Raw genomic sequence first — 13,667 nt, forward strand, 5'->3', positions numbered from 1 at the left:
AGGAGGAAATCTTAAATGGAAAAGAGAACATTTTCGGAAAAATTTGATGCCTTCATGATGAAAGACAGTACCTTTATTCTGCTCGTGATGGGAGCGGCCGCCTCGATCTTTGCCGGAACCTATCTGTTTATCAAATTCGGTACCGGCGCGTTTAATGAAATCTCCATCGTCGCCATGCTGACCGACGGGATGAGCAGCGGCGATTACGCGGCAGCCGCGGGCTTTGCCGCTGGGTTCCTGATCGCCAGAATTCTGGAAGGGCCGCTGGTCGGTCTGATGGATATCGGCGGAAGCCTGATGACCGGCGTAGGCATCGGCATCCCGGCAGTGTTTTTGTCCATGGGCTGGAAGTTCCCGTTTTCCAATTTCTTTGCCGCGTTAATCGTAGGCGCGGTGATTGGAATTGTCATTGGTGTTGTGCTGATTATTATCCGCAAGGTAGTGCCGGAAGGCATGACCGTCGGCGGTACCAGCATCATGATGGGCGCCGGCAATGCGGTGGGACGTTACCTTGCTCCGCTGATTGTCGTCGCGGCAACACAGTATAATGTTTTTGCGGGAATCGGCGCGATTGTCGGGGCGGCAATTTTCTACAAGTGGGGCAAAGAAATGACCGGCGGCGCCATTCTGGGCGCCATGATTCTGGGTGCGATTTTTCTGTAATGAACAGTGAAAGGGATTAAAGAGAATTCAAAATGAGTGTATATCAGGATATCGGATTAAAAAGGGTGGTTAACTGCTGCGGGCGCGTAACCCTGCTGGGTGTTTCCACCCTGAGCGATGAAGTGGCCCGGGCCGCGGCCGCCGGGGGACAGTCCTATGTGGTGATCGAGGATTTGATCAACCGCGCAGGCGAGATTATTTCCCGGTACACAGGGGGCGAGGACAGCTGCGTGGCGTCCTGCGCTTCCGCCGCGATTTGCCTCACAGTGGCCGGGCTGATCTCAAAAGGGAAAAAATCGATTATGGACCGCCTTCCGGACTCCGCAGGGCTTCCGAATGAAATTGTTCTTCAGAAGGGGCACAGCATCGAATTCGGGGCGCCGATGACGACGATGCTCCGGCTTGGAGGCGGGGTGCCGGTGGAAGCGGGCACCGTGAATGAAGTCGTCCCGGAGGACGTGGAAGAGGCCATCAACGAAAGAACGGTTGCTTTGCTGTATGTCAAGAGCCATCACTGCGTGCAGAAGGGGATGCTGGATATCGAAACAATGCGGAATATCGCGCACCGTCACCAGCTCCCCCTGATCATCGACGCGGCGGCGGAAGAGGATTTCCGGAAATACCTCGCCATGGGGGCCGATCTGGTGGTGTACAGCGGGGCAAAGGCCCTTGAAGCGACGACCTCCGGATTTGTGACCGGGAAAAAGGAATATATCGAGTATGCAAAAAAGCAGTACCACGGAATCGGACGCCCCATGAAGATCGGCAAAGAAGGCATTATGGGCCTTTTGAAGGCTTTGGACCGCTATGAAAACAAGGACCGCGAAAAGGAAGTCAAAGAGAATCTGGGAAAAGTGCGCTACCTGTGCGACGAGATCAACAGGATTCCCGGCCTGAAGGCGGTTCAGATCCAGGATGAAGCGGGCCGGGCGATTTACCGGGCCAGAGTGACGGTGGACACGGCGGTCAGCGACAAAAAGATCGAGGACATCAACAGGGAGCTGCGCGCCGGGGACCCCATTATTTACTGCCGGGCCGAATTTCTGAATCTGGGCAAGCTGGACCTTGACCCGAGACCGCTGTGCGAGGGCGACAAGGAACTGATTGTAAGCAGACTGAAAGAAATTATGAAGGGATGAAATCATGGGAATCAATTACTATCATCATCGTGTATGCCTGAACGTGCTGGCCGGAAGCCTGAAAAACGCGGAAGAAATCTATCGGGCGGCGGAAAAGCATGTGGAGGCCGGCGTGCTCTCCGCCAGCTATCCGGATGTTCCGAGCGCGGTAGAGGATATGAAAAAATACATGGACGTGCTGGAAGGGAATCTCTCTGTCGGGCTGGGCGGCGGAAATCCCGCTCAGTGGAAAGCGGTCGCGGAGATTGCAAGGGAAGTCAAGGCCAATCACTTTAACCAGGTGTTTTCCGCGGTCGGCTGCACAAGGGCAAACGTGGGGAATGAATCCAGCCATATCAACGCCCTCGTGTCCCCCTCTGGAACGGCCGGAATGGTGAAGATCTCCACCGGGCCGCTGTCCAAGGACTGCGAACAGCCCGCGGTCATCCCGGTGGACACGGCCATTGCCATGATTCGGGAAATGGGCGGGAACTCCATCAAGTTTTTCCCGATGGGCGGCTTGAAAAGCAGGGAAGAGCTGAAAGCGGTGGCGCAGGCCTGCGCCGGAAACCATTTCATTCTGGAGCCGACCGGCGGGATCAGCCCGGATAATTTCCGTGAAATTATGGAGATTATCTTACAGGCGGGTGTGGAAAAAATCATTCCGCATGTCTACAGCTCTATTATTGACAAAGAGAGCGGAAACACAAAGATTGACGAGGTAAGGAATCTGCTGTCGATCGTAAAAGAATTGGTATAAATTTAGAATTAGGAAAAGAAGATATGAAAGAATTTACTTATACAATCAAAGATCAATTGGGAATTCATGCGAGGCCCGCCGGGATGCTGGTAAAGGAAGCGAAAAAGTTCAGCAGTTCGATTACCATCCGCGGCAAAGACGGGAAAAGCTCGGACGTTTCCAAAATTCTGAACCTGATGGCGATGGGCGTCAAGCACGGCGACGTCATCACGGTACAGGCTGACGGTAAGGACGAGGAAGCCGCTATCTCCGCGATGAAGACACTGGTTACCAACAATTTGTAGGAGCGGAGACCCGTTCGGGCTTCCGGAGGTCCCTGCCGTGCGGATTGCCGGCAAAATTCCTTCCGACTCGGAAAATCTCCGCACAAAACGGGGCATAACCGTACAGCCGGTGCAGTTGTTTTTAACAACTGCACCGGCTGTAACAATATCGGGCCGCAGTATTACTGAACGATGCCGGGAAGATCGCCGGGGAGATCGGCGGCCGGCTTTGTCTTTTTGCGGTTTCGGATTTCAGCGGAAATCCATATGATTACGGGAAAAATCACTTCAAAAGGAGTCATGGAAATTACCAGAGAGGGAATCCGGTCAAAAACATCGCTCAGTTTTTGAAGATCCGACAGGCTGGTTGTCAATATGATAAGAGTACAGGGAACGACCAGAAACTTTCGCTCCGTATTGCCGAGAATATGATAGAGTCCTAAAGAAGCGGAGTAAATACAGACACAGAGCTTTATAGTCCCGGCAAGCACCAGATTTACGCCAACCAGTATTTCAAATCTCTCGAAAAAATCGCCCAGAGAAGCCGTACTGATTGCCATATCGGACGAAAAATAATAGATTGATGCCGACGGTCCTAAAACCAGCACATTCCGCAACCCTATCACCAAATGGGTTAATATGATCAGCAGCATAGAGTTTACGAGGATTTTTTTAGTGCTTTCTTTTCGGTCTATTTTGGAAAAGAAAGACAGACAGATGAAAGCTTCCGACCATGGAATGATAAATATTTTATAGGATGAATTCAAAATCACTTTCAGATCGGAATTCATCACCGGCTTTAAATTTTCCAAATTCATATTACCAAGGCAAATCAGAGTGGAAACGCACACAAAGCCGATCACAAATTTTATCAGAAAATTCGAAGTACGGGCGATTGTTTCGGCTCCGCATGTAACAGCCGCTATGGTCATTATAATGAAAAATATGGAGGTAACGTTTCTTGGAGTGCTGTCCAAAGCGGTAGTTTTGATGTAAAGACTGAAAGAGCCCAGTACCCTGTACCCGATAAAGAGGGAAAAAAACACGCTGATAAGCGACATGACGGTTCCGAAGAAACGCCCGAATATGGCAAACAGCATTTCGTACAGATCTTTTTCCGGGTAAAGCCTTGTTAATCGGATATACAGTGCGGCCATCGGTATCATGAAAACAGCCGCAAGTAAAATCGATACCCAAAAGTCCTGCTTTACATCCTTATCGGCGCCGAAAAGGACGAGAGTCCCAAACCAGAACAGAGAAAAGAGGCTTGTCATCTGTTTTCCCGTTATTTTGTAATTTGTCATTCTGTCTGCTTCCTCGCGTGAACAAAAAAATTTGGTGATCGGCAACAATCATTGCTATTATTCTCAAGAGCAGGGTAATTTACTCTAAGTGTGATAAGGGGAATTTGATTTCAGACCCCAAAAATCCGGCCCAAAGTTTACTGAAGCCATCCTGCATATTGTGGGTTTCTAACCGCTTTTTATACCCAAGAACAGCCAAACAAGGGAAACAGCTTCGGCCGGTATTATCGTACAGCCAGTGCGGTGGCCATTGATCTTGTCACATTGTATCAGAATACAGCGATAAATGTTTTCATTGGGATTCGCTTGACTTTAAAACAAAAATTGTGCTAATATCTATTTGATCGAGTAGCTTTAACGCGTAAGTCCAGATTCCGGACTTACGCGTTTTTTGCTGCCATAAAGTATGCGGCCCCGTTCCGAATGGCGAGCGCGCATATTGACCTTAGGAGGAAAATTCAATGCCAAAAACAAAATTCCAAGGATTTATCTTCAGTGTAATGATGTCGATTATCATGGCCTATGGTATGGAATTGTACAACGTTGCACAAAAAATGGGGGGAATGAGCAATTCTGTATTTTTGCCCGCGCTGATTGAGACGTCCTACATGAGTCTGTTCGTGTTTGCAATATCGAATTTGTGCGGAAATAAAATCGGGAAGAAGCTGGCTTTTAGACATGTCTCGCCCGGAAAGGACAATCCATTTTTTATTACGGTCATGATATCCGGTTGTACGGTTGGATTTATGTGTCCCGCAATGAGTCTGGTAGCAACGGTTGTTTTTTCTGGCGTCAGTACGCAGTTTATTGCGGACTGGTTCGCAACGGTTGTAAAAAATTTTCCCATGGCCCTGCTTTGGCAGCTGTTCTTTGCGGGACCCTTAGTCCGGTTGCTTTTCAGAACGATCTTTAAAAAACAGTTGATCTGATTGCCATGCGGAAACCAATCAGGAAGCAACGAAGGGAAATTTAGGGCAGGGAGCATAAGGGAACATTAATTCCTACTTCTTCGGCCGGGAGGATGGGCTGAATATTGGCAAATTGGTGCTTTGCTTTTTAAACAAAAATGCAATGGACTATCATGCGCAGATTTAACGAACTTTTCCGAAGCGCAAAAATTTTGCTTGCGCGTGAATTTTGAAAAGGATTACAATATTATTATAAAAAAGGAGGAATTTTACAATGAAACGGATTCAATCTGCTTGTTTGGAGCAAACCATTCATTTTCAGCTTAATGAAAATCTTGGGCATGAAGAGGCAGTCAACGATATAAAGACGGAGGTCGAAAAGTATAAAGCGCAATTGAAACATAAGCGCATTCAGTATAAAATTGAAGAGGAGAAAACACAGCCAGACGGTTCCGTTACCGTAAAGATCAAAAAACAGTACAATGGAAAGAACTGCGGAGAATATTTGGCATAACATCAGTTGAAAACCAGACTTATTTTTTATATGACGCACCGTCCCTTACTTAACAAAGGCAAGATTGCTGTTAACAAAAGCAATCTTGCCTTTTGGTCGAAATTATTTGATTTTATGGCAAATCGATTTTTCAGGACAGACTTATTGGATTTTTCTAACTGCATAACGCTTTGCAGTGGAAGATATTTGATGAAAGGAGTGTTCCCATGGTTTTATGGAATGAAAAAGTCAGTCATCGTGTATTCGGTCAGGGGGTAGTCGTCGATCAGAATGATGAAAAGCTGACGATTCAATTTTCAGACCGGTATGGAATCAAGCAGTTTATATATCCAGATGCATTTCAAAGATATTTAAAGCTGTTAAATGACGATTTAGAGTCATCCGTATTGAAAGAGCTGGATGATAAAAAGAAGCAGATCGAAGCCGAGAGACTGATGAAAAAACAGAAACGGGAACAGGAGGAAAACGACCGAAGAATGGCGCTAAAAAAAGCAAAGGATGATTCCCAAAAGAGGAACCGGGCGCGTAAGTCAAAGACCGTGGTGCAGCCGTAGAAATTCTATGGCTGCCTTTATTTTTCATAACAATGAGCAAAACCGGAGGCCGGAAGGCTTCCGGCTTTTTTATTCCGATTTGGAACGGTTTAAAAACAGGCTGCGGCTCGCTGTAGATATTCTTTATGTGTTACCAAGAAAAAGTTTATGCATTGCCATCCTGTAATTGACATTCGCCGGATAAAACATATAATATTTAAAACAGATATGAATACTATGAATATTTCGGGCCGCTGTAGTTCCGGCCTTCATGAGCAGAACAGCCATTCCATCCAGAAAGATTTGTGGTTCTTGCACTGTCTGTAAACCAAGAAAAGAAATGAGGAAAATGTTGTGGGAAAATTATTTACATCTGAATCAGTCACCGAAGGACATCCGGATAAAATTTGCGATCAGATATCCGACGCCGTATTGGACGCGCTGATCTCTCAGGACCCGTCTTCGCGCGTAGCAGTGGAAACGGCCGTTTCCACCGGATTGGTGCTGATTATTGGAGAAGTGACGACGAAAGCGTATGTCGATATTTCCAAAATAGCCCGCCAAACCATCCGTGAAATCGGGTACGACGGCCTTGGCGGCGGATTTGACGGAAATACCTGCTCTGTCCTCGTTTCCCTTGACGAGCAGTCGCCGGATATTGCGCTCGGCGTTGATCAGGCATATGAAAACAAAGAGGGAAATACGGAGAAGGATTACGGGACCGGAGCCGGAGATCAGGGAATCATTTTCGGGTACGCGACGAATGAGACACCGGAATATTTGCCGCCCGCCATTTCCTTTGCCCACAGACTGGCCAGAAAATTGGCGGAAGTGCGCAAGAACGGAACCCTGGGCTATTTAAGGCCGGACGGGAAATCACAGGCCACGGTGGAATTCGACGACGACGGGAAGCTGGCCAGAGTGGATACCATCGTTGTTTCCACCCAGCACAGTGAAGAGGTACCCTTGGAGCAGATCAGAGAGGACGTCATCAAGCATGTCGTTCAGACGGTGATCCCCTCCGATCTGCTGGATGAAAATACGAAGTATTTTATCAATCCCACAGGGCGCTTCGTGATCGGCGGCCCGCAGGGGGACGCCGGGCTGACCGGAAGAAAGATCATCGTAGACACGTACGGAGGGACCGGACGGCACGGCGGCGGAGCCTTCTCGGGGAAAGACCCGACCAAAGTGGACCGCTCCGCGGCGTATGCGTCCAGATGGGTGGCGAAAAATCTGGTGGCGGCCGGCGTGGCCGACAAGCTGGAAATTGAAATTGCCTATGCAATCGGCGTAGCGACTCCCGTATCCGTATCGGTGGATACCTTCGGGACGGGGAAGATCGAGCACAGCAAAATCATTGAGATCATCCAAAACGTGTTTGACCTCAGGCCGGCCGCCATTATAGACGCGCTTGATTTGAGAAGGCCCATTTTCAGGCAAACGGCCGCGTACGGGCATTTCGGAAGAATCGATATCGACCTTCCCTGGGAAGCACTCGACAAGGTCGATGAAATCAAAAAATATTTGTAATTGGGATATGGCCGCCGCCATGCCAGGACAATCAAGTTTTTCCAGACAATTTTTTCGGCTGCCGCCGCCGATGTTCCCATGACAAACGGATGAAAATGAACCATACAGCGGTTGATGCAGAAAACATATGAAAGAGGTAACCTTATGAAAAAATTACTGATCTCGTTATTGATTGCGGCCCTTGCCCTTACCGGCGCCGGCTGCGCAAATACCGGTTCCGATACGTCGGCATCCGCGGTGCCGGCGGCCTCCGGCAGCCAAAGCAATGCGGATTCTTCCAGCGACAAGGGCGTTACGATCCGTGTCGGCGATCTTGCCAGCTATGAGCTGATCAAGGACGCCGATGAAAAAGGATTTTTTAAAGAAGAATTTTCCAAGGACGGTGTTACCGTTGAAATCAAAAGCTTTCAGTCCGGCCCGCCGGAGCTGGAAGCGCTGACGGCGAAAGACCTTGATTTTGCTCTGATGGGCGACCAGCCGGCGGTGCAGGGTGTCGCGAATGAAATCGGTATTCAGGTGATTTCCGGTCTGTTGGACGGCACGCACGGAAACGGTCTGATTGCCCGTGAAGACGCCGGTATCAGTCAGGTGGCCGATCTGAAAGGGAAAAAGGTGGGCGTGCCTGTCGGGACGACAGCTCATCAGCTGTTAATTAAAATGCTCGAAAAGAACAACCTGAAAACCTCGGACATCCAGCTTGTCAATTTGGCGGCGGGCGATATCGTCACCTCGCTACAGACCGGAAACATCCAGGCCGCCGTTACCTTCGAGCCAAGCCTGACCAAGGCCGTGGCGGGCGGCGGAATCAAGAAAATAAGCGATGCCGAGGGATACAAGGAAATTATCAACGTCATTGTCGGCAGGACGGAATTTACGAAGGAGCATCCCGATCTGGCTGTGCGTTTTCTGAAGGTCATCAAGAAGACGGCGGAGTGGCGTGATTCCAATTTTGAAGAATCTCTGGGTATCCTTGCAAAACGCACCGGCGTTGACAAGGAAGCCCTGCGTGCCAGTGCTTCCTCCATGCCGCCGCTTCTGGCGCTGAAGGACAGCCATAAACAGGCGATCCTGGAAACCGCCCAGTATCTGAAGAACAACAATATTATCCGTAAGGACCTGACGATCGACCAGATTTTTAACGACGAGTACGCCGTAAAAGCGGGAATTCAATAAGGAGGCTGACAGCATGGCAGAGAGCAAACACAGCTGGCGTGAGGATGAGCTCAGCCTGCAGGAGGTCATAAAGAAATACCCGGACGTATCTCCTTTCGTGATTCTGAAAACAGATGTTCAGCGAAGGGGAGTCGACTTCACACAGCGTGCGATCGACGCGGTGGACCCCGACAGGGACGCGGTTGTTTATCGCGGGATTTACAGCGAAAAAAACGACCGTATCCCCAACGGGCTGATTCTTCGGGACGGAACAACGATTCTGGCCGACCGTGTCGTTCCCTCCTCCGGATTCAACGGCGGACGCGACCCCTATCTCATTGATATCGCGGACGGAAAAGCCGTGCTGACCGACGAAGGCAAAGTGATTGAAGAGGTCGGATACTGGCCGAAGCCCGATTATTTTGACAAAGTGACCAGCAGCGGAAAGCCTATGTGGCAGGTGCTGGTCGCAAGGCCGCAGCGGATGGACATTAATCTTTATCAGAACTGCGATTTTTGGAAAGATATCGGCATGGGCTGTAAATTCTGTCCGATCGCGGCAACCTACAGCAAAACCAAAAATATAAAGCGCGAGCATCTGGATTATCAGGACGTCGCGGAGGCGGTCGCCGAGGCGCTCAAACAGCCGGGGCGGTTCCGGATGATCCAGCTTTGTTCGGGCAGCCTGCTGGGCGGGAAGGAGCTGCTGGATGATGAAATTGACCAGTATATCACCATGCTGAAGCTGCTGGAAAAGAATTTCAGCCATAAAAAGGTGATGACCCAGCTTATTTCCACCGCGCATAACGAACGGCAGCTGCGCCGCCTGCACGAGGAAACGATCCTGACGGGGTATACCGCCGACATCGAAGTCCTGAATGAAGAAATTTTCAACTGGATATGCCCCGGCAAAGCGAAGTACATCGGCTATCAGGAATGGAAAAGGCGCCTGTATCAGGCGGCTGAAATTTTCGGCCCGGGAGCCGTCAATACCGGGATCGTCTCCGGTGTGGAGCTGGTGAAGCCAAACGGTTTCCGCTCCGAAGAGGAAGCGCTGGAAAAGGGCCTTGCGGAAGCCGAGGAGCTCGCGCGGCACGGCGTCGGCGTCGCCCAGACGGTTTACCGTGTGGCGGAAGGCTCGTACTTCCAGAAGCAGAAAGCGGCGTCCCTGGATTACCTGACCGCTTTTGCCAAGGGGCTTGACACGCTTCAGCGCAGGTACCGTCAGGAAGCGTACTTCGACGACTACCGTACCTGCGGGAACCATCCCAACACCGATCTGGCGCGGATATAAGGAGCGGAAAAAATGAGCATACAATTGAACGATCAGATGATTGCGCTGATCAACGATCCCAAAACACTGAAGGTACTGGCCAGCGCCGATCAAGACGGAATTCCCCATGTGGTCTTTAAAGGCTCCGTCTCCGTCAATGCGGACGGGAAGCTGCAATATCTTGAAATCATCGAAACCTCTCAGACAAACAGGAATCTGGTGCACAGCATCTGGTTCCGCCGCCAGGTTGCCGTCGGTATCCTTACACAGGATTCCAGAAACTATCAGATCAAAGGCACTCCGGTACGGGCCGTGATCTGCGGAGAATTATTTGAAAAAAATTATATTGCCGTAAGGGAACGTTTCGGTAAGGACGCGGACCTTTCGACCGTATGGATCATTGATCCCGAAGAAATCAGAGAGGAAACGTTCAGCGTGCAGGCCTCGCGGGAGCGGGAAGCTTACCCGCTGATCGGGCACCTTGACCGATTCTGACAAACCTGTAAAGAAGGAAACATTCTCATGATCAATCAAAAAAAGAAGGTGGGAAACAGCGGCGTTTTTACGGAATTGGTGCTGCCCGTGCTTTTTCCCCTGCTGCTGCTTTTTGTGTGGGAGACATTGAGCGCGCGGCGCATCATCAATCCTGCCATTTTGCCCGCGCCGTCAAGCATCTTTTCTACCTGCTGGTCCATGCTTGCCAGCGGCGAAATCGCAAGGCATATGCGGATGAGCGCTTTTCGCGTATGCTCGGGGTTCCTGCTGGGCAGTGCCGGCGGGCTGGTGCTGGGGATTCTGATCGGGCTGTTCCATAAAATCGACCGTGCCCTGACGCTGATCATCGGCGTTCTCCGGCCGATTCCGATGATCGCGCTGATTCCTCTGTTTATCCTCTGGATGGGAATCGATGAAACCTCAAAAATCGCGGTGATTACGGTCGGCTCTTTCTGGTCCGTTCTGATCAATACGATTTATGGAATCAAAAGTGTCGACAAAAAGCTGGTGGAGGTCGCCTTTATTTTGAAGAAAAGCCGTACGGAGACGCTTCTGAAGATCGTGCTGCCCGCCGCCCTCCCGTCCATTTTTGCGGGGATCCGGCTGGGGGCCAGCAACGCGTGGGCCTGCGTGGTGGCGGCGGAAATGATCGCCGCCTCGTCGGGAATCGGCTACCTTGTGATGTTTGCCAGAGAGGTGTCTCAGCCGGATGTCATGCTGGTCGGCATCCTGATGATCGGACTGTTCGGCCTGCTGATCGATTTTCTGCTCGTTCACCTCGAAAAGCGCCTGCTGCGCTGGAATGAAACGGAAACGAAGGACTGAGGGGGTAGCTATGAGCGGATTACTGTCTATCAATCACATCAAGAAAAATTTTATCATCGATAAAAAACAGGTGGAAGTCCTTTCAGATATCAGCCTGGATGTAAACAAAGGGGAATTCATCAGCATCATCGGTTCGAGCGGATGCGGAAAAAGCACGCTGCTGAAGCTGATCATCGGGCTGGAAAGCGCGACGGACGGACAGATTACTCTGGACGGCAAACCCCTTGTGGAGCCTTCGGAGCTGTGCGGCATGGTCTTTCAGGAATCGAGGCTGTTTCCCTGGTTCAACGTGGAGCAGAATATTGACTTCGGCATTCCGAAAAGCGTCGGCGCGGCGGAGCGGAAAAAAAGGATTGACGAGCATATCGCGCTGGTGGGGCTCACCGAGTTTACAAAGGCCAGGCCGAACCAGCTCTCGGGCGGAATGCAGCAGAGGGTCAGCATCGCCAGAGCGCTTGTCGGACAGCCGGAGCTGCTGCTGCTCGACGAGCCCTTCGGAGCCCTCGACGCCCTGACCCGCATCAATATGCAGCAGGAAATCCTGCGCATCTGGGAGGCGGAGAAAACAACAATGGTGCTTGTCACCCACGATATTGACGAAGCGATTTACTTGGGGGACCGGGTGGTGGTCATGTCCAAGCGTCCCGGCGTCATCAAAAAGATCATCCCGGTGGAGCTTGCCCGTCCCCACAGCCGGACAAGTGAAAACTTTGCCGTCATGCGCCAGAAGGTGTACCGCGAATTTCTGGAGGAATCCGAAATCACACCGGATTACTATATCTGAGAGCCCTGCGAAACCAAAGACGGCCGTTCCGGCATTTGCCGGAACGGCCGTCTTTTCAACGCTTTTATCATGCGATTTTTTTGTACTGACCGCCGCCCATGTAATAAAGGAACTCCACACGGTCCCCGTCGCGGACGGTAATAGAGCTGAAATCCTTCCGGCTGATGATCTCATCATTCAGCTGTACCGTTACATATTCCTGCATATCGACCTCGGTCTTTTCCAGAAGCTCCTGAACAGACATTTCCGCTTCAAAACTGTTTTGCTTGCCGTTGATCGTAATTATCATAGCTAAATCTCCTTACTTTCTTCGTGCCGGCCGGCAGGTGAAAAACTGCACGCCTTCTGTTCATAGTCGATCAGATGAGTGATGGTCGGGTGGTCTCCGCAAACCGCGCATTCAGGGTCACGGGTGATTTTGATTTTACGGAACTCCATTTTTGCCGCGTCGTAGGTAAGCAGGCTCCCGTTCAGCAGATCGCCGACTCCTAAAAGATACTTCATGGCCTCGGCCGCCTGAATCGTTCCGATGACGCCGCCCATGACCCCCAGCACCCCGGCCTGCTGGCAGGTCGGAACAGCGTCCGGCGGCGGGGGATTTTTAAATACGCAACGGTAGCAGGGGCCTTCCCCGGGAAGGAATGTCATGGTCTGCCCCTGAAAACGGATGATTCCCGCGTGTGAAAAGGGCTTTTTCAGCATGACACAGGCGTCGTTGATCAGAAATTTCACGGGGAAATTGTCCGTGCCGTCGATGATGAAGTCGTAATCCCGGTCCCTGATAATATCCAGAATATTTGCCGAAGTCGCATACTCGTGATACATAACGACGTCTACGTCGGGGTTCATCTGGTTGATCGTCTCTTTGCCGGAGAGTACCTTCGGCTTGCCGACGTCCCGCGTGCCGTGGATAATCTGTCGCTGCAGGTTGGAAAGGTCCACGGAATCCGCGTCGACCAGGCCGATGGTGCCTACGCCTGCTGCGCCCAGATACATTGCGGCGGGCGCGCCGAGCCCGCCGGTGCCGATGATCAGCACTTTTCCGTTCAGCAGCTTTTTCTGTCCGCTCACGCCGACGTTGCTCAAAATAATGTGCCGTGAATACCGCTCAAGTTGTTCGTTCGTGAATTTCATAGGGAAGTCTCCTTTGGAATTTGGCCGGTGGACTGGCTTTCCAGTATTTTACGCACGAGAATGGCAAGCTGATGTAAATTTTCTTTCAGAAGATAGGCGCAGCAGCGGTTCTTCATCGCATAGCGGATGCTTTCCGGCGCAACGTCTTCGGAAACGATGATAAACGGCGTTTTCGGTGTCAGGCGGTTGCGCACGGACAGCGCCTGAATGGCGTTGAAGTGCGGCGTGGAATCGTCGGAAAGAATAATATCCCATTTTTCCTGCAGCAATGCCTGGCACATGGCCAGTTCGCTGGAAACGTACCGGCTGCAGACGCTGTAGCCTCCCCGCTTCAGCTCCAGGACATTCAGATCGGCAATATACCGGAATTCCTCCACAATGAGGACGTTGATGGTTTGCATTCGGCAA

Annotated in this window: 17 protein-coding genes; 13 read left to right on the plus strand and 4 right to left on the minus strand. The window is 50.9% G+C overall.

Annotated features, from left to right (window positions below; all coding sequences use genetic code 11):
- The first annotated feature begins 15 nt into the window (after nt 1-15).
- From VXK30_RS04180 to VXK30_RS04195, 4 genes are read left to right on the plus strand one after another with little or no spacing between them, the layout of a single operon-like run.
- On the plus strand, nt 16-663 hold the full coding sequence (locus VXK30_RS04180) for a DUF4310 family protein (RefSeq protein ID WP_275713122.1): 648 nt from the start codon (nt 16-18) through the stop codon (nt 661-663).
- A 32-nt stretch (nt 664-695) separates the two neighbouring features.
- Entirely contained in the window at nt 696-1,802 is a 1,107-nt protein-coding gene (locus VXK30_RS04185; RefSeq protein WP_275713120.1) for a DgaE family pyridoxal phosphate-dependent ammonia lyase, read from the plus strand.
- A gap of 4 nt (nt 1,803-1,806) precedes the next feature.
- Nucleotides 1,807-2,541: a 2-dehydro-3-deoxy-phosphogluconate aldolase gene (gene dagF / locus VXK30_RS04190; RefSeq protein WP_275713118.1), complete on the plus strand. Its 735-nt coding sequence runs from the start codon at nt 1,807-1,809 to the stop codon at nt 2,539-2,541.
- 23 nt (nt 2,542-2,564) lie between these two features.
- On the plus strand, nt 2,565-2,825 hold the full coding sequence (locus VXK30_RS04195) for an HPr family phosphocarrier protein (RefSeq protein WP_275713116.1): 261 nt from the start codon (nt 2,565-2,567) through the stop codon (nt 2,823-2,825).
- A gap of 161 nt (nt 2,826-2,986) precedes the next feature.
- Here VXK30_RS04195 and VXK30_RS04200 read toward each other — a convergent pair whose 3' ends face one another.
- Nucleotides 2,987-4,108, minus strand: coding sequence for a GerAB/ArcD/ProY family transporter (locus tag VXK30_RS04200; protein WP_275713115.1), 1,122 nt, complete (start codon nt 4,106-4,108; stop codon nt 2,987-2,989).
- Between the two features lie 461 nt (nt 4,109-4,569).
- Here VXK30_RS04200 and VXK30_RS04205 point away from each other — a divergent pair, with 461 nt between their 5' ends.
- The 9 genes from VXK30_RS04205 (at nt 4,570) to VXK30_RS04245 (ending at nt 12,125) form a co-directional block, all read left to right on the plus strand.
- Nucleotides 4,570-5,037 (plus strand): DUF2798 domain-containing protein, encoded by a 468-nt coding sequence (locus VXK30_RS04205; protein WP_275713114.1) that lies wholly within the window; start codon nt 4,570-4,572, stop codon nt 5,035-5,037.
- A 253-nt stretch (nt 5,038-5,290) separates the two neighbouring features.
- Complete coding sequence (locus tag VXK30_RS04210) at nt 5,291-5,530, plus strand: hypothetical protein (protein WP_275713112.1); 240 nt, start codon at nt 5,291-5,293, stop codon at nt 5,528-5,530.
- A 206-nt stretch (nt 5,531-5,736) separates the two neighbouring features.
- Entirely contained in the window at nt 5,737-6,084 is a 348-nt protein-coding gene (locus VXK30_RS04215; protein ID WP_275713110.1) for a hypothetical protein, read from the plus strand.
- Nucleotides 6,085-6,417: 333 nt separating this feature from the next.
- Nucleotides 6,418-7,596 (plus strand): methionine adenosyltransferase, encoded by a 1,179-nt coding sequence (metK, locus tag VXK30_RS04220; protein ID WP_275713108.1) that lies wholly within the window; start codon nt 6,418-6,420, stop codon nt 7,594-7,596.
- Between the two features lie 144 nt (nt 7,597-7,740).
- Entirely contained in the window at nt 7,741-8,769 is a 1,029-nt protein-coding gene (locus VXK30_RS04225; protein WP_275713106.1) for an ABC transporter substrate-binding protein, read from the plus strand.
- A gap of 13 nt (nt 8,770-8,782) precedes the next feature.
- Nucleotides 8,783-10,042 carry a radical SAM protein gene (locus tag VXK30_RS04230; RefSeq protein WP_275713104.1) on the plus strand — a complete coding sequence of 420 codons (1,260 nt, stop codon included), beginning with the start codon at nt 8,783-8,785 and terminating at the stop codon, nt 10,040-10,042.
- Between the two features lie 12 nt (nt 10,043-10,054).
- Nucleotides 10,055-10,516, plus strand: coding sequence for a pyridoxamine 5'-phosphate oxidase family protein (locus VXK30_RS04235; protein WP_275713102.1), 462 nt, complete (start codon nt 10,055-10,057; stop codon nt 10,514-10,516).
- A gap of 27 nt (nt 10,517-10,543) precedes the next feature.
- Complete coding sequence (locus VXK30_RS04240) at nt 10,544-11,341, plus strand: ABC transporter permease (RefSeq protein ID WP_275713100.1); 798 nt, start codon at nt 10,544-10,546, stop codon at nt 11,339-11,341.
- Between the two features lie 10 nt (nt 11,342-11,351).
- Nucleotides 11,352-12,125 (plus strand): ABC transporter ATP-binding protein, encoded by a 774-nt coding sequence (locus VXK30_RS04245; protein WP_275713098.1) that lies wholly within the window; start codon nt 11,352-11,354, stop codon nt 12,123-12,125.
- 67 nt (nt 12,126-12,192) lie between these two features.
- On the opposite strand, the gene thiS is transcribed toward VXK30_RS04245, so the two are convergent.
- From thiS to VXK30_RS04260, 3 genes are read right to left on the minus strand one after another with little or no spacing between them, the layout of a single operon-like run.
- Nucleotides 12,193-12,414 carry a sulfur carrier protein ThiS gene (gene thiS / locus VXK30_RS04250; protein WP_275713097.1) on the minus strand — a complete coding sequence of 74 codons (222 nt, stop codon included), beginning with the start codon at nt 12,412-12,414 and terminating at the stop codon, nt 12,193-12,195.
- A 2-nt stretch (nt 12,415-12,416) separates the two neighbouring features.
- Entirely contained in the window at nt 12,417-13,259 is an 843-nt protein-coding gene (locus tag VXK30_RS04255; RefSeq protein WP_275713096.1) for a HesA/MoeB/ThiF family protein, read from the minus strand.
- Nucleotides 13,256-13,660 carry a response regulator gene (locus VXK30_RS04260; protein WP_275713095.1) on the minus strand — a complete coding sequence of 135 codons (405 nt, stop codon included), beginning with the start codon at nt 13,658-13,660 and terminating at the stop codon, nt 13,256-13,258. The genes VXK30_RS04255 and VXK30_RS04260 overlap by 4 nt, the downstream gene beginning before the upstream one ends.
- Between the last annotated feature and the right edge of the window lie 7 nt (nt 13,661-13,667).

This window comes from Caproiciproducens sp. CPB-2, assembly GCF_036287215.1.
Taxonomy (GTDB): domain Bacteria; phylum Bacillota; class Clostridia; order Oscillospirales; family Acutalibacteraceae; genus Caproiciproducens.